This window comes from uncultured Pontibacter sp. (assembly GCF_947492645.1).
Lineage (GTDB): Bacteria > Bacteroidota > Bacteroidia > Cytophagales > Hymenobacteraceae > Pontibacter.
The window spans coordinates 742,732-764,091 of sequence record NZ_CANLMZ010000008.1 but is presented as its reverse complement, the minus strand read 5'-3'; the positions used below and the strand labels follow the sequence as shown (position 1 = coordinate 764,091).

The following is a 21,360-nucleotide window of genomic DNA, read 5'->3' as shown; positions in this document are numbered from 1 at the left end:
TACAAAGGTAAGGATTATGATGGAGAATAAGTAGCTGCGATAAGGTTTGTATGCGTTGGTACAGTTGGGTTATGGGTGTGGTGCTACTGACTTTAAATAAAGTGAAGCTCTTTATACCCTTGTTAAGTATAGCCTTAAGGTAGAGAGTGGCCCGGCAATGGTTAAAATATGAGGTAATATGATTTTAGCAACTGAGCAAAAGCAGCGGTATAAGCTACGCCATCTTCTTCCCTTACCGCTATACTGCTTACTTCTGCGGTTGGGGCAGCTTCAAAAGTATACGCCTGAATGTGACGGATGCACTTGCCGCCTGTCTTCGTGTAAACCTGCAAGGTATGTGCTAAATGTAAATTATACTTTGGGGCAAGGTTGCTGAAAAGTGCAGCCTCCGGCGGCGGAAGCAGCAAGTATAACTTTCCTGTTTTTGCCAGGTGGTGCTGCGCAAAACAGAGAATCTCCTCAAAAAAAGACTGCTCTACGTGACGGGCTGCATTTATGGCCGCATCCGGAGACTTGAGGGATGATATAAAGAAAGGCGGGTTTGAGAGTATAACATCATAAGATTGCCGGTTATGCGCCGCAAATTCCTGCAACGATTCCGGGTGCAGCTTTAACCTGTTGCTCCAGGGGCTGGTGCCAAAATTCTCCTGTGCCTGCTGCTGCGCTGCAAGGTTTATCTCTACGGCATCTATACTTGCCTGGCTGCGCTGTGCCACCATCAGGGAAAGCAAGCCTGTGCCTGCGCCAATATCAAGTATGCTTTCAGCGTTTGCAACATCTACCACAGCCCCAAATAAACACGAGTCTGTGCATACTTTCATGGCGCACTTGTCTTGCTCTACCCGGAACTGCTTAAACTGGAAGTATGAGTTGGCCACTTCTGGAGTTTTGAATTACGAATGATGCATTAAAGTATAAAAGGAACTCCGCAAGCCAAACTTAAAGCGAGTTATACATACCCGATTCAAAGCCTTCGTCGATAAGCAGGTTAGGGGAGAGGGCGCTGGCCACAGCCAGTTCGTCGCAACGTTCGTTTTCAGGGTGGCCGGCATGGCCGCGTATCCACACAAATTTTACGTTGTGCTTAGGATAAATTCTAAGAAAACGGGCCCAAAGATCGGCATTGGCTTTGCCTTTAAAGCCTTTCTTTTGCCAGCCAAATACCCAGCGTTTTTCCACGGCATCTACCACGTACTTAGAGTCGGAGTAGATCGTGACGGGCATGCCAGGCTTGGTAATTGCCTCCAGGCCTGCTATTACAGCCAGCAACTCCATGCGGTTGTTGGTGGTTTTACGGAAACCCTGGGTTATTTCTTTCTCGTGCTGCTTCCAGCGTAGTATAACACCATAACCTCCAGGCCCTGGGTTTCCACGTGAAGCACCATCGGTAAATAATTCTATCATAAATTGTAGTCGGTGATTTTATGATGCGCAGATTCGTGCCTCACGATTTCATTCCCAATTTTAAAGATTCGTTTTAAACAGCTTAATGGCGATGGCCAGCAGTATAATGCCAAACACTTTGCGCAGCACGTTAGCGCCATCTTTGCCTAATTTACGCTCTATCCACGACGAGGCCTTAAGCACGATAAACACAAACACAAGGTTAAGCACAATGCCCACCAATACGTTTGGCAGCGAGTAAGCCGCGCGCAGCGAGAGTAAAGTAGTCATGGTGCCGGCACCTACAATCAATGGGAAAGCCAGGGGGACAATTGATCCGCTTTTAGACTCAGGGTCGCTATGGAAAAAGTCTTTGCCCAGAATCATCTCCAGTCCGATCAAAAAGATGATGATGGCACCGGCCATGGCAAACGACTGGAAATCTATGCCAAACAATTTAAGTATAGACTGACCCAGAAACAGGAAAGCGATCATCAGGATACCGGATATGATGGTGGCTTTTTCTGATTCTATTTTGCCTTCGCGCTTACGTAAGTCGATAATGATGGGAATAGAGCCTAAAATATCTATCACGGCAAAAAGGGTAAGCGTAACAGAGGCTATCTCTTTTAAGCTGAACATAGCACGTTAAAAATTTTGAAAGTTGAAGAGTTGCGCAAAGGTAGAGAAATTGTGGCGAAAAGAGAGAAAAGCACAAGGCGCAGTTTTTCTGAGCCATCCCGTGAAAAGATCAAAATTGAAGCGATAATACCTGAAACCTTAGCTCCGATCAGGCATAATAGTGTAGGAAAAAGCGTTTTAATTCTTCGTACTCAGCATCTAGTATAGCCGGGAAGTTGGCGATCCGGAAAGTATTGCGGGCCCAGGGGCCATAACCATTGCCAAGACGCATATTGTGGTGCAGGGCTCGCTTCTTAATGTCGTCAACCATTCTTTCAGGAGCTTCGATGGTAACAACTGTCTTAGAGCGTACTTCTTCGTTTTCTACCAGCAACTTAAAATCAGAGAACTGGCTAAAGAAAGTATAAAGGTCCTCTGCACGATCTGATAACTGCTGGTCTATTGTTTTAATAAATTCACGGTCTTCCAGCATGCGCTTTAGCAAGTATATATTCAGCACATTGGGCGTGTGCGTGGTCTGATAGTTCAGCATTTTCTCATACATCGTTACCAGGCTATTGTAATGCCCGCGCTCGTTCATCTGCTTCGCCCTGAAAATAGCCCTCGGAGAGCATGCCATAATACCGAGGCCTGCTGGCAAGCCGAAGCACTTCTGCACCGAAGCAAACCAGATATCCGCCTTAATCAGCTTTAGGTTTAAGCCTGCCATTGATGAGGTGGCATCAACAGCAATTAAAGTATCGCGGTAGCGGTTGTGCAGGTTAAGTATGGTAGTGGCAGAAACCTGAGTGCCGTTAGAAGTCTCGTTTTGGGTAAAGCAGATCAGTTCGGTGTCTGGGCTGATATTCAGCGCCTCGACAGGCATTGGCTCGTTCACTTCAAACTTATAGCCCTCTGAATTTGGCCTGAGGTTTTGCGCGTACTGGCACCACTTCTCTCCAAACGACCCATTGTAAATATGGTAGCTCTTATGCTTTGTAAGGCTCTGGATCAGGATTTCCCAACACTCTGTAGCAGAGGATGTAAAGAAGATCGTATAATCCTGGGGAATGTTTAATTTACGTTTGATAGACCCCACTACCGCACGCGACAATTGCACAAACTGCTCACCTCTATGTGGGGTGCTCAAAATACCTTCATCATACGCATCCTGCAGATAGGTGCGCACTTCGTTGTATACTTTAGATGGCCCGGGATAGAAGTTAAACATAGGGTTATACGTATTAAATAATATAGCACTTATACTATACTTAGAGGAAAAGGTTGGCTCTGCAGATAACGCTTTTTTATACTTTACTTACACGCTAAACCCGATTTGTTTTGGTTTAAGGCGCTCAAAGTACTGTAAGGCAAGGCGATAGCTTTCAAGGCCGAAGCCCACTATACAACCTTCGCAATAGGGCGCCAGCATACTTTTGTGCCTGAACGACTCCCGTTTGTATACATTAGAGATGTGCACTTCAATCACGGGTGTATCAATCGCTTTTATGGCATCAGATAAGGCCACAGAAGTATGGGTGTAAGCGCCTGCATTAAAAACGATGCCTTTGTAGCTAAAGCCCACTTCGTGCAATTTGTCAATTAAAGCGCCTTCTGTGTTTGATTGGTAGTAGGTAAGCTCCAACCCCGGAAAAGCACCTTCCAGCTCTTTAAAATAATCTTCGAAAGAGCGATTGCCATAGATAGCTTTTTCGCGCACACCTAACAGGTTCAGGTTTGGGCCATTCAGGATGAGTATTTTCATAGGAGGAGCTAAATTTCGATTCTGGTAAATTTCCGAGACAGCAAAGGTAAGGATTAACTATATTTGCTTTGTTTATTTGACAAAAGAAATATAAGCAAAAGGCAAAAGAAAAGCCACCATTGTTTGGCATGTACTTCTGCACAGCGCATCTTCTGTCATTTTTCTAACCGTCCTTTATTCCTTGCATGAGCTGGCATATCACTACAAAGCAATTTGGCGAATACCTTAAACTTGAAAAGTCGCTCTCGAAGCACTCAGTAGAGGCTTATTTAAGGGATGTTTCTAAGTTAACGGATTTTCTGAGTCTTAAAGGCCTTCAGGTTTCGCCGCAGCAGTTAACGCCGGCACACTTGCGCGAGTTTCTGGAGTGGGTGGCAGAACTGGGCATGACACCCCATTCGCAGGCGCGCACTTTATCAGGTATCCGGGCTTTTTATAAGTTCATGATCATGGAAGACATGCTGCAAGTAGACCCAACCGATACTGTAGAGGCTCCCAAGTTAAGCCGCAAACTGCCTGATACGCTTAATTTTCATGAGATAGAGCAATTGCTGGCTGCCATTGATATGTCTACACCTGAAGGAACACGAAACCGCGCTATGCTGGAAACGCTGTATAGTTCTGGTTTGCGTGTGTCTGAGCTGCTGGACCTGCGCCTGAGCAACCTTTACGAGGATATGGGCTTTTTAAAAGTGGCAGGTAAGGGAGACAAAGAGCGTTTAGTGCCAATCGGGCGTGATGCACTAAAGCACATCAAATTGTATAAAGAAGGCATCCGCTGCCACCTCAATATAAAGAAAGGCCACGAAGACATCATTTTCCTGAACCGCCGTGGTGCACAAATGACGCGTGTGATGGTGTTTACTATTATTAAAGACCTTGCAGCTAAAGCAGGAATCCAGAAAACGGTAAGCCCCCATACTTTCCGCCACTCGTTTGCAACCCATTTAATTGAGGGAGGTGCCGATTTGCGTGCCGTACAGGAAATGCTGGGCCACGAATCCATCACTACCACCGAAATTTATACCCACTTGGACCGGGATTACCTGAAGCAGGTGATCAAGGATTACCATCCGCGCAGCTAATCGGGTTTAAAAATCGATTTCCTCGGCATTAACAATTGGCACCTGCTTGCCCATTTTCTTCTGGATGATCTTGAAATGATGCTGGTCTTCGGGTGTGATAAGGGATATAGCTTCGCCGGTGGCGCCTGCGCGTCCGGTGCGGCCAATGCGGTGAATATAATCTTTAGGAGAACGCGGTAAATCGTAGTTGATAACGTACGGCAGCAGTTCTATGTCGATGCCGCGCGATGCCAGATCGGTGGCAACCAGCACGCGCAACTTACCTTTTTTGAACTTCTGCAGCACCTCTGTTCGGGCTCCCTGGCTTTTCTTGCTGTGCATGGCTGCTGCTTCAATGCCATTCTTGTTAAGCTTATCCGCTACGTTATCGGCAGTACGCGTAGCCGATACAAAAACCAATACCTGTTGCCACTCTCCCTGTTTAATCAGGTGCCTCAAGAAAGGCCCCTTCTTCTCCGGCGCTATATTATAAGCTACCTGGTTTATCTGCTCCGGGCTTATACTTTCAGCTTCTATTGCTATGATAACCGGGTTGTGCAGCAGCGCCTCATTTATACTTTGTACATCATTGCTAAGTGTAGCCGAGAAAAGTATGGTTTGTCGTTTGGCAGGCAACAAGGCGAAAATCTTGTCCATCTCCTCTTTAAAGCCCAGGTTCAGCATTTTGTCTGCCTCGTCTAGCACCAGCACTTCCACCTGCGATAAATGTACTGCCTTCGATTCAACCAAGTCCAGCAAACGGCCTGGCGTAGCCACCAGCACATCAGTACCTTGCAACTGCATCATCTGTGGGTTTATCGATACACCGCCAAATACAGCCAGGGTTTTTACTTTCCGTTGTAGGTCGGTGCCAAATGCATGAAACACGTCCTTTACCTGCACCGCCAGTTCGCGGGTAGGCACCAGCACAAGCGCCTTTACAAACCTGTTGCGGCTGGGCTCGGTGTGCTGAAACTTCTCTAATATGGGCAAAGCAAAACTTGCAGTCTTACCAGAGCCTGTCTGCGCAATGCCCAATACATCCTTGCCTTGTAAAATAGCCGGTATAGCCTGCTGTTGGATAGGGTAGGGCTTCTCATACTGCTGAGCTATAATGTTTTTAACAAGCGGTGCTGATAAACCAAGGTTTGAAAACGACATGCGTGATAGGATGTTAGATCTTACTTAGGCAAATTTATACTTATTGTACGGATGCCCTGTTCCGCTGCAAAGGTATGGCTTTTATACTTGTGATGTTAGCGTTTAGGTTTAACACGTTTAAAGGCAAATACAGGGATGTGCAATTTTTGGCGGCTTAATTTAAATTTAAGTAAATTGAAGTATAAACCTGTATATTAAGTATGGCTGAGGCACACGTAAAAACCAATGTATTAGGTATAAACAAAGATTTTTTGCCTGAGTTTGTTTACGGTGGCATCGATGGCGCTATAACTACTTTTGCGGTAGTAGCTGGTGCCACGGGTGCGAACCTGGAAATACCGGTGGTGATCATACTTGGTTTTGCGAACTTGATTGCAGATGGTTTCTCAATGTCGGTAGGCAATTTTTTCTCTACTAAAGCAAGCGCGGATAACTACGACAAGCAAAAAGCCACAGAGTATTGGGAGCTTGAAAACAAACGGGAAACCGAGGTAGAGGAAATACGGGAAATATACCGCAGAAAAGGTTTTAAGGGCGAACTGCTGGAGCAGGTGGTAACTGTAATTACCGCTGATAAGGAAGTATGGGTGGAGACTATGATGAAGGAGGAGCTGGAGATGATCAAAGAGAAGAAATCACCCTACCAAACTGCAGGCATGACGTTTTTCTCTTTCCTGTTGATTGGGTTTATACCCCTGGCCGCTTATGTGTATGCATTAGTTTTTGATACTAGCGAAGAAAGCCTGTTCCTGTATGCCTGTTTGTTAACTGGTTTGGCGCTAGGCATCATCGGGATACTCAAAAGCGTGGTAACGCAGAAAAATGCCCTGCGCGGAATTGCCGAAACCTTGTTTTTAGGAGGCATAGCTGCGGTGCTGGCCTATTTTGCAGGTGCTGTGCTGGAGAATTTGTTTCGGTAGAGAAAGCAATAATCTATACTATATAGCTAAAATAGAGGAAGTACCGGGGCATTTGGCAACCTCAACATAGCATTAGCATACTTGCAGGGGTTGGGAATGACAGTTTTTCCTGTTTGCTGCTGTGCCGCCTCCTTCTGCCGCTTAAAAATCAGCCTAAAACTACATTCCTAAAATTCTGACCTTATATTTGTAAGCAGCAAACAAACCCTAACCTCGCTGCCGTGTATAAAAGCCTGATTCGCCCGCTGCTGTTCCAGCTAGACCCTGAAAAAGTACATTACCTTACCGCTGATGCCGTTAAGTTAGGATACAAGCTGCCGCTGGTAGAAAGTATAACCCAACGTATGTTTCAGGTGCAGGACCAGCGCCTGGAGCGGGAGTTGTTTGGGTTAAAATTTCCGAACCCGGTTGGGTTGGCAGCAGGATTTGACAAGGATGCCAAGCTGATAGATGAGTTTGCCCATTTTGGATTTGGGTTTATCGAGATAGGAACCTTAACACCAAAACCACAGGCCGGAAACGAGAAACCACGCTTGTTCCGGTTGCCAAAAGATAAGGCCATCATTAACCGGATGGGCTTTAACAACGAAGGCGTGGATGCTGCAGTAAGAAGGCTGGAAAAGCGCAAAAGCAACATTATAGTTGGCGGAAACATCGGCAAAAACAAAGTAACGCCCAACGAGCAGGCCACCAGCGACTACCTCTACAGTTTTAAAGCCTTGTTTGATGTAGTGGATTACTTTGTGGTTAACGTAAGCTCACCAAACACCCCAGACCTGCGCGCGCTTCAGGACAAAGAACCGTTAAAAAAGCTGCTGCTTACGCTACAGGAAGAAAACAACAGGCACGCCAAGCCAAAGCCGTTGCTGCTTAAAATTGCCCCAGACCTTAACATGGAGCAGCTAAACGATATCATAGAAATTGCCATTGAGGCTAAGCTAAGTGGTCTAATCGCCACAAATACTACTGTAAGCAGGGCAGGCTTGCATACTGCTTCAACAGAAGTAGAAAATATGGGCATGGGCGGCTTAAGCGGAAAGCCACTCACACAACACGCCACCCAAATAGTAAGGCACCTACGCACATACCTGCCAAAAGAAATAAAAGTAATCGGTGTAGGCGGTATCATGACAGCCGATGATGCAGTAGAGAAACTGCAGGCTGGTGCCGACCTGGTGCAGCTTTATACCGGCTTTATTTACGAGGGGCCTGCGCTGATAACCCGCATCAATAAAAGACTACTTGATATCTGAACATGATTGTGCCTGCGTGAGTGCTTTTTAAATATAGTATAAAGTATATATAAATCGCAAGCAGCCATTTGCTTACTGTTTTAGCTGCTGTTACTGCCTCAGATTAAATTAATTCTCAAATTCAGGTAAAAGCCTTCCTTTTTGCTGGCTGCATCTATTCAAAAAAATGTAAATTTGAAATCTTAATTAGTCAGAGGGTATGGCCAAGAACACTTACAGAAACGATACGCTTAACGTAGGGCGGCAGAATGAGGTACGGGGTAAGAATGAGCCACGCAGGGCAAATGTGCCTAAAGGCGAAATACACAAAAAGCCAAAGAAAAAGTGGTCTTTTAAGTTACCGTCGGTATCGCTGCCAAGTATAAACATCGCTTTTTTTAAGGATAAGCGCTTTAAGCTTTCCGTGGGTTTTACGTTTCTGCTGATTTCTTTCTGCATGACAATCGCCTTTGTGTCATACTTATTCACGGGCAACGCGGACCAAAGTGTAGTGGATTCTGTAAACGGAACCGGCCTTAAAGAGTCTGGCAAAGAGGCTGAAAACTGGCTTGGGCTTTTCGGAGCCTGGTTATCGCATATCTTTATTTATAAACTAGTAGGCGTCGGGGCCTTCTTTATCATACCTATACTCTTTGTCGCAGGTTTGCGCATTGTTTTCAAGCGCGTTACCATCTCCATGTCCTACATACTTGGCCTTTGCAGCTTCAGCACCTTGTGGCTATGCCTGATGCTGGGCTACGTGGTGTTCTCGTTGGATGCGGTTGGCAGGTTAGGCTTTTTAGGAGGAGGCATCGGTATTGAATCTGCTATCTGGATGAACAGCCTGATAGGTTGGGGGTCGTGGCTGGTGCTGGGCTTTTTGCTACTGGTGTTCCTGGTTGGCTTCTTTAACATTACAAGTATAAACTGGGGCTCTAAGTCAAAAGAGGTGGCCGAAGATGAAGAAGACAGACCTGCTGGAAATTACGCTACTGCACAATCGCTTGGCGATGTGCTGGGCAATGGCAGCCGCGGTGTAAACCACAACGCTGACCCAACTGCGTCGCTGGAGCAAGAAGAAGAGGAGGAAGAAGAGTTGTTTGATGAAGGGGACGACGAAGAAATAAATCGCGCTCTGGAAATGGAACTGAGCGCTTTAACAACCATCAAAGAAGCGCCTGCCAAACCTGCTACTCCTACGCTGGAGCTGGATATTAACGAAGCTTTACTAGAGGAGGAAGAAGAGTTCGATAATACCGAAGAGCCGGAGATGGAGCTCAAAATTGAGCAGGTGGCTGAAGAAGCAGAGGCTAATGTACTATCTGGCGAAAATTACGATCCTACCCTGGACCTGGCTCGTTACCAATACCCGCACATCGACCTGCTGAACGACTACGGTACAAATAAAATACAGGTAACCAAGGAAGAGTTAGAGGAAAATAAAGATAAGATTGTGGCCACGCTGGGCCATTACAACATTGGTATCGCCAGCATTAAAGCCACTATTGGCCCGACTGTTACACTTTACGAAATTGTACCGGATGCCGGGGTTCGTATCTCCAAGATCAAAAACCTGGAAGATGACATTGCCCTAAGCTTAGCGGCCCTGGGTATCCGTATTATTGCGCCTATTCCGGGGAAAGGAACTATTGGTATTGAGGTGCCGAACACGAAGAAAGAGATGGTCTCCATCAAATCTATACTTTCTACGGAGAAGTTCATGAAGAGCGATATGGACCTGCCAATTGCCTTCGGTAAAACCATTACCAACGAAGTTTTCATTACCGACCTGGCTAAAATGCCACACTTGCTGATGGCAGGTGCCACAGGTCAGGGTAAGTCAGTTGGTCTGAATGCTATACTTACATCCTTGCTGTACAAACGCCACCCTTCGCAGCTTAAGTTCGTACTTGTTGATCCGAAGAAGGTGGAGCTTTCGCTGTTTAACAAGATTGAGCGCCACTTTCTAGCCAAACTTCCGGATAGCGAAGAAGCCATCATTACCGACACCAAAAAGGTAGTGAACACGCTTAACTCGCTGTGCATGGAGATGGATATGCGCTATGACCTGTTAAAAGACGCCGGCTGCCGTAACCTGAAAGAGTATAACCGCAAGTTTGTAGAGCGTAAACTCAATCCTAAAAAAGGACATAAGTTTATGCCTTTCATCGTGTTAGTGATTGACGAGTTGGCCGACCTGATGATGACTGCGGGTAAAGAAGTGGAGACACCGATTGCCCGTTTGGCGCAGCTTGCCCGAGCCATTGGTATACACTTGGTCGTAGCCACGCAGCGTCCTTCGGTAAACGTAATTACGGGTATTATTAAAGCCAACTTCCCGGCACGTATCTCTTTTAAGGTAACCTCTAAAATAGACTCCCGCACGATTCTGGATGCCGGTGGTGCCGACCAGTTAATTGGCCAGGGCGACATGCTTTTCTCCATTGGTTCGGATATGGTGCGTATTCAGTGTGCATTTGTGGATACCCCGGAAGTTGACAGGATATGCGACTTTATTGGTGAGCAGCAGGGGTACAACGATGCTTATCTGCTGCCCGAGTTTGTGGGGGATGAAAGCGGTTCCGAAAAATCAGACTTCGACCCAAGCTCTAAAGACCCGCTGTTTGAAGAAGCTGCCCGCATTATTGTGCAGCACCAGCAGGGAAGTACCTCGCTGCTGCAGCGCCGCCTGAAGCTGGGCTACAACCGCGCAGGCCGATTGATTGACCAATTAGAGGGTGCCGGAATTGTGGGCCCGTTTGAAGGAAGCAAGGCCCGCGAAGTTTTAATTCCGGACGAATACAGTTTGGAACAGTTATTGAATACAATCGGGTAGATATACCTAAGAATTAAATTTGAACATGAATCGATTACTCTCTCTACTGCTGGCTTTAATGCTTTTCGTGAACCTGGCAAACGCGCAGCAAGACCCTAAAGCCGGTAAAATACTGAACGCCATGAGCCAGAAGTATAAAACAATGAAGGCTTTTAAGGCGAACTTCAGCCAAACGCTTGAAAACCCATCTGCCAAGGTAAAAGAAACCATGAATGGCGATATTTTAGTTAGCGGCAATAAATACCGTTTAGGCGTAAGTGGCCAGGAGATCATCAGCGATGGTAAATTAATGTGGACTTATTTGAAAGATGCAAATGAGGTAACCATTACAGAGACTGACGCAGAAGCAGAAAGCATGTCGCCTAGCAAGATTTTTGACATGTATAAAAAAGGCCATAAGTATGCGCATGCCGGTACCGAGACGATTGAAGGCGTAAAGTATGATGTGATTGAGCTGGCTCCGGAAGACCGCAGCAACCCGATCTTTAAGGTTCGCCTGTTCATCAACCAGAAAGACAGCACCCTGAAAAGCTGGCAGATGTTCCGTAACAACGGCAACCGCTATACTTATACTATAAAGAACTTCCAGGCTAACCCAACTCTTGCCTCCGATGCTTTTACTTTTAACAAAGCAAAGTATAAAGGCGTGAGTGTGGTAGACCTCAGATAACAACCTCAACCTTTTATGATCTAGAAAGGCTGCTTCCGGTTCGGGAGCAGCCTTTTTTTTGGTCAGGATTTTCAGGTTTAGAGAATGGATAGGATTACCTTTCCTTGTCCAAGGCGGGGAATTTTTACTTACTGCTCCATCTGCCATTAATAAAGTAAATAGAAAGTATTTTGTAGGGACAGGTCGCGACCTGTCCGGGGGAGGGCCGCAGCAATGAAACTTACACTACAACTAAAGTAATACCAGATTCTAAAGTAATACCAGATTCCCAGCCTTAGACAAGGAGGGGCCAGGGGTGGTTGGACCCAATACAGCAAAAGCAAAGTATAACCTAAACTATAATCCATACATCTACTCAAAAATCAGTTTTTGCACCATCGCTTAATCTCTTACTTTTGTATTAACCTTACCCACTAAAGCCCATGACCAGAGAGCATCTATTTGAGCAAATCCTGCTAAAGAAATCATACTTGTGCGTTGGCCTTGATACCGACCCTAAAAAACTGCCGGAGCACCTCCTGGATACAGAAGACCCTGTGCTAGAGTTTAACAGGCAAATAATAGAGGCAACTGCCGACCTGTGTGTGGCTTACAAACCCAATATTGCCTTTTATGAGGCGCAGGGGCCAAAAGGGTGGGTAAGTTTGGAGAAAACGTTGCAGTACATCCCAAAAGAGATTTTTACTATTGCCGATGCCAAACGCGGTGATATTGGCAACACTTCAGAACTATATGCCCGTGCTTTTTTTGAGACAATGAACTTTGACTCGGTAACGGTGGCGCCTTATATGGGCTCTGACTCTGTGAAGCCGTTTTTAGTGCAGGGTGGCAAATGGGTTATACTTCTGGCGCTCACTTCTAACCCGGGCAGCAAAGATTTCCAGATGCTGCGCCTTTCTGATGGCAGCGAAGAATACCTGTTTGAGCAGGTGCTGCGCGAAAGCTCTGAATGGGGTACGCCGGGCCAGTTGATGTTTGTGGTAGGTGCTACGCAGGGCGAGTATATACAGCGTGTAAGGCAGATCGTGCCGGACCACTTCCTGCTGGTGCCGGGTGTGGGTGCGCAAGGTGGTAGCCTCGAAGAGATCTCTAGGTTAGGCATGAACCAGCGTTGCGGCCTGTTGGTAAACTCCTCCCGTGGCATTATCTACGCCTCCTCCGGCCGCGACTTCGCCGAAAAGGCAAGAGAGGCAGCCCTGGAGATTCAGAAGGAGATGGAGCAGTACCTTGACCAGTATGTTCAGCATGTGTAGGTAGTTAGCTATAGTTATAATGCCGATAACCGTAAGATTACGCATAGCCACTAGTTATAGCTCATTAGATGAATAAGTTAACACAGCTTATAGTATTGTTCTTGGTAATCTCCTTTTCGAGCTGTTCTGAAGAAAAAGGCAGAATAGATTTTATGGAGAAGAAGTTAGGCTTAATTATACCTAACGACTATGAGCAACTGGAAAACACAACAGATGGTTATGTAGACTTTGAAGTCAATATTGTTCTTCGTTTTTCAGAATCTGCCTTCAACCAATTATCGAATCAAGTAAGAAATTCCAAATATTTCAATCACCTTGAACTAAGAAGTAAAGGTGACAAATTACCAGCTTCTATACAGCAGGACTCATCTGGGCCTGGTGTTTGGGTACAGTCAGAAGAAGGATTTAAGTTTATAGAAAATAGTGGTGAGCGTGAAGCAGAACCTATTTGGGCTTCTATTGACACGAGTAGCAGAATACTCAGGTTTAACTTGGTGCATTTATAAATATAACAGGCTATAACCACACCTTTACGGTAGCTGTGCCACCGCAAAGCCCAGTCCGTTAGCCTAAATTAAAATTAATAGAAGGGAATATAACCCTTTTAAGGTATTGACAAACAAATTAAAATTTCAATAGCCCGACAGCAATGAATAGAAAAGCCAAGCTAAGTTTAGTATTCGGCCTCTTTATGACATTTACGTTTACGATTAACAGCTTAATAAAGGGAGAACTCGAAACTGCCGAAGAAATACAAACAACTTTAATAGCAGTTGTAGCGGCTGGAATCGTATCTAGCGGATTACTTTACTTTTTTGTTAAAGATTCCCAAGTGGACAAAATATGGGGAAAGAAGAAAGAAGAATAATTTCTCTTTTCTAGTAGGAAAATAAATCAGGCTAACAAGATCCAAGCATCAGTCTTCGGCCGACGGCCTTGAACGTCTTTTACACGAGGCCGTTACATCAACAAGTAAGTCATCAAATGCTCACCCTAACTAAAACCCACTCCACTAACCCTGACTTCATCTCCTTAGTACGGCTGTTGGACAAGGATCTGGCGATCAGAGACGGAGAAGAGCATGCCTTTTATGCGCAGTTCAACAAGATTGACAGTATAAAGCATGTGATTGTGGCTTATAAAGAAGGTGAGCCAGCAGGTTGCGGAGCCATTAAACAATATGCTGAGGGTGTAGCAGAGGTAAAGCGCATGTTCGTGCACCCGGATTTCAGAGGGCAGGGGATTGCCAAAAGTATATTAGCAGCCTTAGAGGCCTGGGCAAAAGAACTAAAGTATAAAACAACTATCTTAGAAACCGGTACAAAACAACCAGAGGCAATCGCATTGTACAAGAGCAGCGGCTACAGGCAAATATCAAACTACGGCCAGTACGCTGGAGTAGAAAACAGCCTTTGCTTCAAAAAAGAATTATAAAACAGTAGCTGCTGTTTTACGTCGTTGTTGGTGTTTTCACCAACAACTATTGCAGGTCCTGTGCTTGCTGGTAATAACACACAGCAAGGGCGGGTAGTTTAACCGAAGAACAGCAAAAACAGATTTCTTAAAAGTGATTATCATACCATGACCAACAACGACGTACTTCGCCGCATCCGCTATACTTTTAACTACAACGATGCACAAATGATTGAGCTGTTTGCCTCTGGAGGCATGCAGGTAACACGCGCCGAGGTAAGCGACTGGCTGAAGAAAGAAGACGACCCGGAAACCAAAGAAATAGGCGATGAGCACCTCGCAGCTTTCCTGAATGGGTTTATAAACGAGAAGCGTGGCAAGAAAGAAGGAGAACAGCCAGCACCGGAAAAGAAACTGAACAACAATATTATACTTCGTAAACTCAAGATCGCTCTCAACCTGAAGGATGAGGACATTATAAGTATACTTGAGCTGGTAAGGTTCAGGCTGGGTAAAGCAGAGCTGAGTGCTTTTTTTCGTAACCCAAGCCAGAGCCAGTACCGCCCGCTGAAAGACCAGATCCTGCGTAACTTCCTGCACGGCATGCAGCTGCAATACCACGGCAAAGAGAGTTAATCATACTTTAATAAGCCATTCCCCATCGTGAAAGAAGATTTCCTGCACTACATCTGGCGGCATCAGTATTTCGATAAATCGGAAGTAGCCACTACCGATGGGGAGCCTGTGCAGGTAATCAGAACCGGCTATTACAACACCGAAGCCGGTCCCGATTTTAAAGAAGCCATCATCAAAATAGGCGAAGTAGAGTGGTCGGGCAGCGTAGAGGTGCACCTGAAAGCATCTGACTGGCAGCGCCACCAACACCACACCGATAGCAAGTATGACCAGGTGGTACTGCATGTAGTATGGGAGGCTGACAAACCAGTTTACCGCCAGGATGGCAGCCTTATACCTGTATTTGAGTTGCAGGGGCGGGTTGATCTGCAGCTGGTGCATCGGTACCAGCAACTGCAGCAGGCCCAAAATGCCATACCTTGTGCGGCTTTTTGGCCAAGTGTGCCGGAGGTAACCAAAATAGCCATGATGGAGCGAGCCCTGGTTGAGCGGTTAGAGCTGAAGGGAGAGGAGGTGCTGCAAACCTACCAAAGCACCGGCAACGACTGGGAGCAAACGGCTTATTATACGTTGCTCCGTAGCTTCGGCTTTAAAACAAACCAACTGGCTTTCGAGCAACTGGCCAAGGCCTTGCCTTTTAAAGTAGTGCGGCAGCATGTGGCTTCACAATTTCAGTTGGAGGCGCTCCTGTTCGGGCAGGCAGGCTTTTTAACTGACCCTGCTGATGATTATGCGGTGCAGCTGGCAAAGGAGTATACTTTCCTGGCGCACAAGTACAAACTGCAACCTATGCCGCCACACCAATGGAATTTCCTGCGGATGCGCCCCGGCAATTTCCCGACGGTGCGGCTGGCCCAGCTGGCAGCTGTGCTTCATAAGCGGTCGTCACTTTTTACCACTTTGCTTGAGCTGGACACGGTAAAAGCCTATGAAGCACTTTTCAGGGCGCAGGTGTCGGAGTACTGGCAGCAGCATTATATGCTCGGCAGAGAGACTAAGAGCAAACAGCTAAGCATGGGCAAGAGCAGCGCCCAGAATTTAGTTATAAACGTGGCGGTGCCGCTGCTGGTAGCTTATGCCAACCATACCGGCAACCGGCAATACCAGGAAAAAGCCATCTCTTTGCTGGAAGGATTGAAAGAGGAAAGCAACAAGTATACGCGCCTTTATGAGGAGCTTGGCTGGGAGGCAAAATCAGCGGCAGATAACCAGGCAGCTTTAGGCTTGTTTCGGTTTTACTGCGAGCCGGTAAATTGCATGCAATGCGGTATTGGTAATAAGATTATGAGGCAGCGGGCAAGCTAAGTATGGAGATGCTTTTATACTTATTTAACGCTTTGCTGCTGGGTAGTTTAGCCTGGCTGTTGCACCGGCAACATCATCTGCAACTTATAAAAAAGCACCTGCTGCCGGCGTTGGGGTTAAAGCTGCTGGCTGGTATACTTTTAGGCCTGCTTTATCACCACTACTACCACGAAGGCGACACGCTTACTTTCCAGAAAGGATCGCTTATACTTTCTGATTATGCCGGGCAGAATTTTGGAGGGTACTGCAAACTTATACTTTTTAACCAGTTCGAGAGCGAAGCGTTCAGGGCTACGGTGCCATTCTCCAGACTCCCGGATTTCTCAAACTCTTTCTTCTTTATTAAACTGCTCAGCCTGCTTAACCTGCTCACCAATAGCCATTACTACCTAAACGGGTTATACTTGTCGCTGTTTAGTTTCTGGGGCACAGCTACGTTGGCAGCTACTTTAATAAGGTATTTTCCAAAGTATAAAGCTGCTGCTGTATTGGCGTTTTTATACTTTCCGTCGGTGGTGTTCTGGAGCTCCGGCGTACTAAAAGATGCCATACTTTTCGGGAGCATGTGCTGGGTAATTGCCATGGCTATACAACTTGCTGAGGGCAGGCGCTTAAGTATAGCTAACTGGCTGCTGCTGCCATTTATGCTGTATCTGTTTTACAGGATAAAGTTTTTTATGGCACTTATACTCTTGCCGCTGCTGTGCTTATACTTTATACTTAGGTTGACAGGTAAAAAGACAAAATACCTGAATCAGGCACGTAGCCAGGTACTGGTGTTTGTGGCCGGATTCGGCATTATGGTTTTATTTGGGCTTTACCTGGCAATCAATTTCAATAATGCTTTTTTCTTTCACAATCTGGTTGATACATACGAGGGCGTTCTGAAGCTATCGCAGGCACGACCTCATATTGAGCTCGAAAACCTGGAACCTACCTTGTTGAGTATACTTGCCAATTCCCCGGAAGCTTTTTTTAGTGCAGTTTACCGCCCTTTTATCTGGGAGGGGACAAACATTTTATACTTGCTCATGAGCCTGGAAAACCTTTTGCTGGTGCTGCTAACAAGTATGGCCTTGTTGCGTCTCTTCAAAAACGGCTTAAAAGAGATCACACTTTTACAGGTATGTTTTGTGCTGCTGATTTTATGTTTCGGGGTAATCATAGGGCTGTCTACGCCTAACTTCGGCACATTAAGCCGCTACCGCATCGTGTTTTTGCCTTTTGCGGTATACCTGCTGCTGCAGAACCAGTATGCCCAGAAATTATTGGTTAAACTGCGGCTGTTAGTTATGCAAGAATGATGCATTTGTTCCCTTCGTAGGCACAGGTCGCGACCTGTCCGAACCGTGCATATGGTAAACTGTCTGAATCAGGATTTGCAGAAATAATGGATGAACAGGATGTTCGATAGGTAAGTTTGTATGTGCTGATTATTAAAGTTTCATAGAAAGGCCTATCTGCGGACAGGTCGCGACCTGTCCCTACAAATGATAATGCTCCCGGCAACAAGGTAAAACGTCAGTTCTAAGATTAACGAACAACCAACAACGAATAACAAAAATCTCGTTTGTTTCAAACTCCCTAGCTTCTTTGTACCTTTGCGCTTTATTTAAGAGAGCTATGCAAAATCCTGTCATCATATTAGGCGCCCAGAAATTGGGTACCGAAGCATTAGATATTTTTAACAGCAACAACGTGGTAGTGTACTGCTTCCTCGACGACAGCAAAGACCTGCAGCAGCAGGAAGTCAACAATGTGTCGGTGATGAGCAGCACAGAAGACAATGAGTTTCTGAAACTGGTTGGAAAGAAATGCGATGTGTTTGTAGCCGTAGAAGACTCTGCTGCACGCAAGGGCCTGATTAAAATGCTGAAAGACGAGCAAAAGGTTATTCCTGTAAATGCCATTCACCAATCCAGTTCTGTATCTGAGTTTGCATGGTTAGGCCACGGTAACATGGTAGCAGCCGGTGCGGTAGTAAACAACAACGCTAAGATCGGAAACTATACCTTGATCCACTCCAACGCCGTGGTAGACACGTATGCCGAGATTGCTGATTTTGCGCAGATAGGTGCAGGCGCTGTGATCAACTCAGAAGCTAAAGTAGAAGAAGGAGCCTTTATCGGGTCAGGTGCTGTAATTGTATCTGGCGTAAAGATAGGCAAGAACGCACGCGTTGGTGCCGGTGCTGTGGTTATAGCCGATGTGCCAGCCAAGGCAACGGTGTTTGGTAACCCGGCTGCACCCGTAAAATAAACTTTTATACTTGCCAAAGCTGTTGTTTAGCCAAACTGATAAAAATCATTTTGAAGTATAAATGCAGCTTTTAGCTTTGTAAGTATAAATTACGCTACCATTGTTGGTGTTTTTACTAAAAATAAAAGCAGCGGCCTGGCTATAGTGCTTGCTGGTGGAAACACGCGGCAAGGGCTGGGCTCTATACTAAATTGAAGTGAGTTTAAGCAAGTAAAAAATATTAATAGCTCCGAAAGAGCAAACAACTAAACAATCAATTTTAACACTTAGCGAGAAACTAAGCCGTTATGAACAAACCATACAGCATATTACTTTACTACTGCTACGCGCAGATAGACAACGCGGAAGCTTACCGCGACGAGCATCACCTGCTTTGCCTGGAGCTAAACCTGCTGGGCCGCATTATTGTATCCGACGAAGGCCTGAACGGTACGGTGTCGGGACTTAAGGAAAACTGCGAAGAGTACATGAGGCGCCTGCACGCAGACCCACGTTTCGCCAAAACAGATTTCAAGGTTGACCCTTCGGAGGCACATGCTTTCGCGAAGCTGCACGTGCGTTACAAGCCAGAAATTGTTCACTCCGGCCTGCGTCACATTAACCCGAACGAGCGCACAGGCGTGCATCTTTCTCCGCAGGAGTTTAAAGAACTGAAAGATAAAGAAGATGTGGTTGTGCTTGATGTACGCTCTGATTACGAGCACAGCGTAGGGCGTTTTAAAAATGCCGTAACGTTGGATATCGAAAACTTCCGCGAGTTTCCGGATAAGGTAAATGAGCTGAAGGAAAAGTATAAAGACAAGAAAATACTGACTTACTGTACCGGTGGCATTAAGTGCGAGAAGGCGAGTGCCTTTTTACTGGATCAGGGCTTTGAAGATGTTTACCAACTGCATGGCGGCATTATAAAGTATGGCATGGAAGCCGGCGGCGAAGACTTTGAAGGCAAGTGTTATGTGTTTGATAACCGCGTGGCTGTAGATATAAATAAAGTAAACCCAACCATCGTATCTACCTGCCATGTATGCGGCACTAAGTCCGATAGAATGGTGAACTGCGCCAACCCCGTTTGCAACCTGCATGTACCTATCTGCGAAAATTGTGGCGTACAGCTGGACGGAGCCTGCTCAGAAGAGTGTAAAGAGCACCCTGATAAGCGCCCTTACGACGGCACAGGTTACTATCAAAAGGAAACGAATGGTTATAATCCGTTGAAAGGATTCAACCGTAAGAAGAAATCTGACGTACAAGTATAAGTATTCTCTAAAGCTCAAGAAAAGCGCAGCCTTTGCATGGCTGCGCTTTTCGTTTTTTATACCTTGTAGCTGTCAGTTGATAAGCAGTCTTTACCGTTCCTGAAGTTTTTGCAAGAAAAATATGATGCAACAGCTGCAAATCCAAGCCAACCCTTATACAGTAATTTGCTATCCCCAAATGGGCGCATTTATACTTTCGTGTAGATGGTAACGTACCGGGAACAAGAGCTACTTTCTGAAAAAGAAATGGTAGATTATAATTAACGTAGAAACACAACAAACAACATCACACTTATATGGCTGTAATTCCAGAATCAGAATTGATTATTAACGCTGATGGCAGCGTGTATCATCTTAACCTGCTGCCAGAGCATATTTCAGATAAGATCATTACTGTTGGCGATCCGGACAGGGTAGCGCGCGTGAGCAGGCATTTTGACGAAATAGAGGTGCAGATAGCAAAGCGTGAATTTGTTACCCACACCGGCTACTATAAAGGCAAACGCATCACGGTTATCTCTACAGGTATGGGTACCGATAACATTGATATTCTGATGAACGAGCTGGATGCGCTGGTTAACATTGATTTCACGAGCAGGGAAGTTAACGAAGAAAAGATAAAGCTTAAGATTGTGCGGGTGGGTACTTCAGGTGCTTTACAGGATGATGTGCCGCTTGGCAGCCACCTGGCTTCGCATTACGCAGTTGGCATAGATACGCTTATGGAGTTTTACCCGCTGGAGCAGAGCGAGAACGAACAAAGTATAGCAGAGGCGCTTCAGAAAGAGCTTGGCCTAAGCTTCAAACCTTACTGCGTGAATGGCTCTCAGGAGCTGATCCAGCAAATTGCATTTGATATGATTCCGGGGAACACGCTTACCTGCCCCGGCTTTTACGCCCCGCAGGGGCGAGTACTGCGTGCCGGTTTAAAGAACCCGCAGCTATTACAAACTTACAACCAGTTCAGGGTTTGCGATTTTAAACTAACCAACTTTGAAATGGAGACTGCAGGATACTATAGTATGGGCCGCTTGCTGGGTCACGAAATGCTGTCGCTTAATGCGATTGTGGCAAACCGTGTTACACAGAAGTTTGCTGAGAACGCCGATGCCGTTGTAGACGACCTGATTCTGAAAGTACTTGACAGGATTTAATAAGCTGCTTCAAACAAAAGTCCGCCCTCGCTTCGGCTGCTGCTGAAAAGAGGGCGGACTTTTAATTTATACTTATATTAGAAGTATAAAATACTTAGAAGAACTCTACGCCAACTATAGAAGAGATGGGAATAAAGCAGCCAGCCTTCAAAGTTATATACTTATCGTCTACGGCCCAAACTGTCGTGTCAACGCGCTTAAGCTCTCCTTCTGCTGTAACAAACGTTATTTCCACCTTTCCGCGATAGCCATTGCCCAACATAGAGGCCCGGTTTAGGTCCCACATGCGTTTTATTTTATCGGCTGTGTTTTCCAGCACGTCGGTTTGGCTAAAGTGGAAGAACGGAATCATTTCCTTCTCCACCATAGGGATGCGGTCTACTGTAGCTTTCATGTGCGGTGCATTAAAAAAGTGAAACACCAAACTACACT

General features: G+C 45.9%; 22 protein-coding genes. 15 read left to right on the top strand and 7 right to left on the bottom strand.

Annotated elements, in window-relative coordinates; genetic code table 11:
* Positions 1 to 161 precede the first annotated feature (161 nt).
* From Q1A23_RS13740 to aroQ, 5 genes are all read right to left on the bottom strand, one after another.
* Complete coding sequence (locus tag Q1A23_RS13740; protein ID WP_299824250.1) at positions 162 to 878, bottom strand: methyltransferase; 717 nt, start codon at positions 876 to 878, stop codon at positions 162 to 164.
* A 61-nt stretch (positions 879 to 939) separates the two neighbouring features.
* Positions 940 to 1,404 (bottom strand): ribonuclease HI, encoded by a 465-nt coding sequence (rnhA, locus tag Q1A23_RS13735; protein ID WP_299824248.1) that lies wholly within the window; start codon positions 1,402 to 1,404, stop codon positions 940 to 942.
* Between the two features lie 60 nt (positions 1,405 to 1,464).
* A complete protein-coding gene (locus Q1A23_RS13730) occupies positions 1,465 to 2,025 on the bottom strand; it encodes a MarC family protein (RefSeq protein WP_299824246.1) in 561 nt (186 codons plus the stop codon).
* Positions 2,026 to 2,173: 148 nt separating this feature from the next.
* Positions 2,174 to 3,235 carry an aminotransferase class V-fold PLP-dependent enzyme gene (locus tag Q1A23_RS13725; RefSeq protein ID WP_299824244.1) on the bottom strand — a complete coding sequence of 354 codons (1,062 nt, stop codon included), beginning with the start codon at positions 3,233 to 3,235 and terminating at the stop codon, positions 2,174 to 2,176.
* A gap of 87 nt (positions 3,236 to 3,322) precedes the next feature.
* The gene (gene aroQ / locus Q1A23_RS13720; RefSeq protein WP_299824242.1) at positions 3,323 to 3,769 is read right to left on the bottom strand and encodes a type II 3-dehydroquinate dehydratase; all 447 of its coding nucleotides are present in this window, start codon (positions 3,767 to 3,769) and stop codon (positions 3,323 to 3,325) included.
* 185 nt (positions 3,770 to 3,954) lie between these two features.
* On the opposite strand from aroQ, the gene xerD reads away from it, so the two are divergent.
* A complete protein-coding gene (gene xerD, locus Q1A23_RS13715; protein WP_299824240.1) occupies positions 3,955 to 4,854 on the top strand; it encodes a site-specific tyrosine recombinase XerD in 900 nt (299 codons plus the stop codon).
* A 6-nt stretch (positions 4,855 to 4,860) separates the two neighbouring features.
* Here the strand turns inward: xerD and Q1A23_RS13710 are convergent, their stop codons facing one another.
* Entirely contained in the window at positions 4,861 to 5,994 is a 1,134-nt protein-coding gene (locus Q1A23_RS13710; protein WP_299824239.1) for a DEAD/DEAH box helicase, read from the bottom strand.
* 200 nt (positions 5,995 to 6,194) lie between these two features.
* Between Q1A23_RS13710 and Q1A23_RS13705 the strand changes: the two genes are divergently transcribed.
* The 14 genes from Q1A23_RS13705 to Q1A23_RS13640 all read left to right on the top strand — a co-directional run bounded on the left by Q1A23_RS13705 (position 6,195) and on the right by Q1A23_RS13640 (position 20,928).
* On the top strand, positions 6,195 to 6,914 hold the full coding sequence (locus Q1A23_RS13705) for a VIT1/CCC1 transporter family protein (protein ID WP_299824237.1): 720 nt from the start codon (positions 6,195 to 6,197) through the stop codon (positions 6,912 to 6,914).
* Between the two features lie 221 nt (positions 6,915 to 7,135).
* Entirely contained in the window at positions 7,136 to 8,167 is a 1,032-nt protein-coding gene (locus Q1A23_RS13700) for a quinone-dependent dihydroorotate dehydrogenase (protein WP_299824235.1), read from the top strand.
* Between the two features lie 199 nt (positions 8,168 to 8,366).
* Positions 8,367 to 10,982: a DNA translocase FtsK gene (locus Q1A23_RS13695; protein ID WP_299824234.1), complete on the top strand. Its 2,616-nt coding sequence runs from the start codon at positions 8,367 to 8,369 to the stop codon at positions 10,980 to 10,982.
* Between the two features lie 25 nt (positions 10,983 to 11,007).
* Positions 11,008 to 11,652, top strand: coding sequence for an outer membrane lipoprotein carrier protein LolA (locus tag Q1A23_RS13690; protein WP_299824232.1), 645 nt, complete (start codon positions 11,008 to 11,010; stop codon positions 11,650 to 11,652).
* Positions 11,653 to 12,074: 422 nt separating this feature from the next.
* Complete coding sequence (gene pyrF / locus Q1A23_RS13685; RefSeq protein ID WP_299824230.1) at positions 12,075 to 12,905, top strand: orotidine-5'-phosphate decarboxylase; 831 nt, start codon at positions 12,075 to 12,077, stop codon at positions 12,903 to 12,905.
* A 68-nt stretch (positions 12,906 to 12,973) separates the two neighbouring features.
* The gene (locus Q1A23_RS13680; RefSeq protein ID WP_299824228.1) at positions 12,974 to 13,411 is read left to right on the top strand and encodes a hypothetical protein; all 438 of its coding nucleotides are present in this window, start codon (positions 12,974 to 12,976) and stop codon (positions 13,409 to 13,411) included.
* A gap of 143 nt (positions 13,412 to 13,554) precedes the next feature.
* A complete protein-coding gene (locus tag Q1A23_RS13675; RefSeq protein ID WP_299824226.1) occupies positions 13,555 to 13,773 on the top strand; it encodes a hypothetical protein in 219 nt (72 codons plus the stop codon).
* A 116-nt stretch (positions 13,774 to 13,889) separates the two neighbouring features.
* The gene (locus tag Q1A23_RS13670; protein WP_299824224.1) at positions 13,890 to 14,339 is read left to right on the top strand and encodes a GNAT family N-acetyltransferase; all 450 of its coding nucleotides are present in this window, start codon (positions 13,890 to 13,892) and stop codon (positions 14,337 to 14,339) included.
* Positions 14,340 to 14,486: 147 nt separating this feature from the next.
* The gene (locus Q1A23_RS13665; protein ID WP_299824222.1) at positions 14,487 to 14,954 is read left to right on the top strand and encodes a DUF1456 family protein; all 468 of its coding nucleotides are present in this window, start codon (positions 14,487 to 14,489) and stop codon (positions 14,952 to 14,954) included.
* Between the two features lie 27 nt (positions 14,955 to 14,981).
* Complete coding sequence (locus tag Q1A23_RS13660; protein WP_299824221.1) at positions 14,982 to 16,259, top strand: DUF2851 family protein; 1,278 nt, start codon at positions 14,982 to 14,984, stop codon at positions 16,257 to 16,259.
* 2 nt (positions 16,260 to 16,261) lie between these two features.
* Positions 16,262 to 17,563 carry a hypothetical protein gene (locus tag Q1A23_RS13655; RefSeq protein ID WP_299824220.1) on the top strand — a complete coding sequence of 434 codons (1,302 nt, stop codon included), beginning with the start codon at positions 16,262 to 16,264 and terminating at the stop codon, positions 17,561 to 17,563.
* A 319-nt stretch (positions 17,564 to 17,882) separates the two neighbouring features.
* Complete coding sequence (locus Q1A23_RS13650; protein ID WP_299824219.1) at positions 17,883 to 18,518, top strand: NeuD/PglB/VioB family sugar acetyltransferase; 636 nt, start codon at positions 17,883 to 17,885, stop codon at positions 18,516 to 18,518.
* Between the two features lie 287 nt (positions 18,519 to 18,805).
* Positions 18,806 to 19,774: a rhodanese-related sulfurtransferase gene (locus Q1A23_RS13645; protein ID WP_299824218.1), complete on the top strand. Its 969-nt coding sequence runs from the start codon at positions 18,806 to 18,808 to the stop codon at positions 19,772 to 19,774.
* A 296-nt stretch (positions 19,775 to 20,070) separates the two neighbouring features.
* Entirely contained in the window at positions 20,071 to 20,928 is an 858-nt protein-coding gene (locus tag Q1A23_RS13640) for a nucleoside phosphorylase (RefSeq protein ID WP_299824217.1), read from the top strand.
* Positions 20,929 to 21,022: 94 nt separating this feature from the next.
* Here the strand turns inward: Q1A23_RS13640 and Q1A23_RS13635 are convergent, their stop codons facing one another.
* Positions 21,023 to 21,322, bottom strand: coding sequence for a hypothetical protein (locus tag Q1A23_RS13635; protein WP_299824215.1), 300 nt, complete (start codon positions 21,320 to 21,322; stop codon positions 21,023 to 21,025).
* Positions 21,323 to 21,360 lie beyond the last annotated feature (38 nt).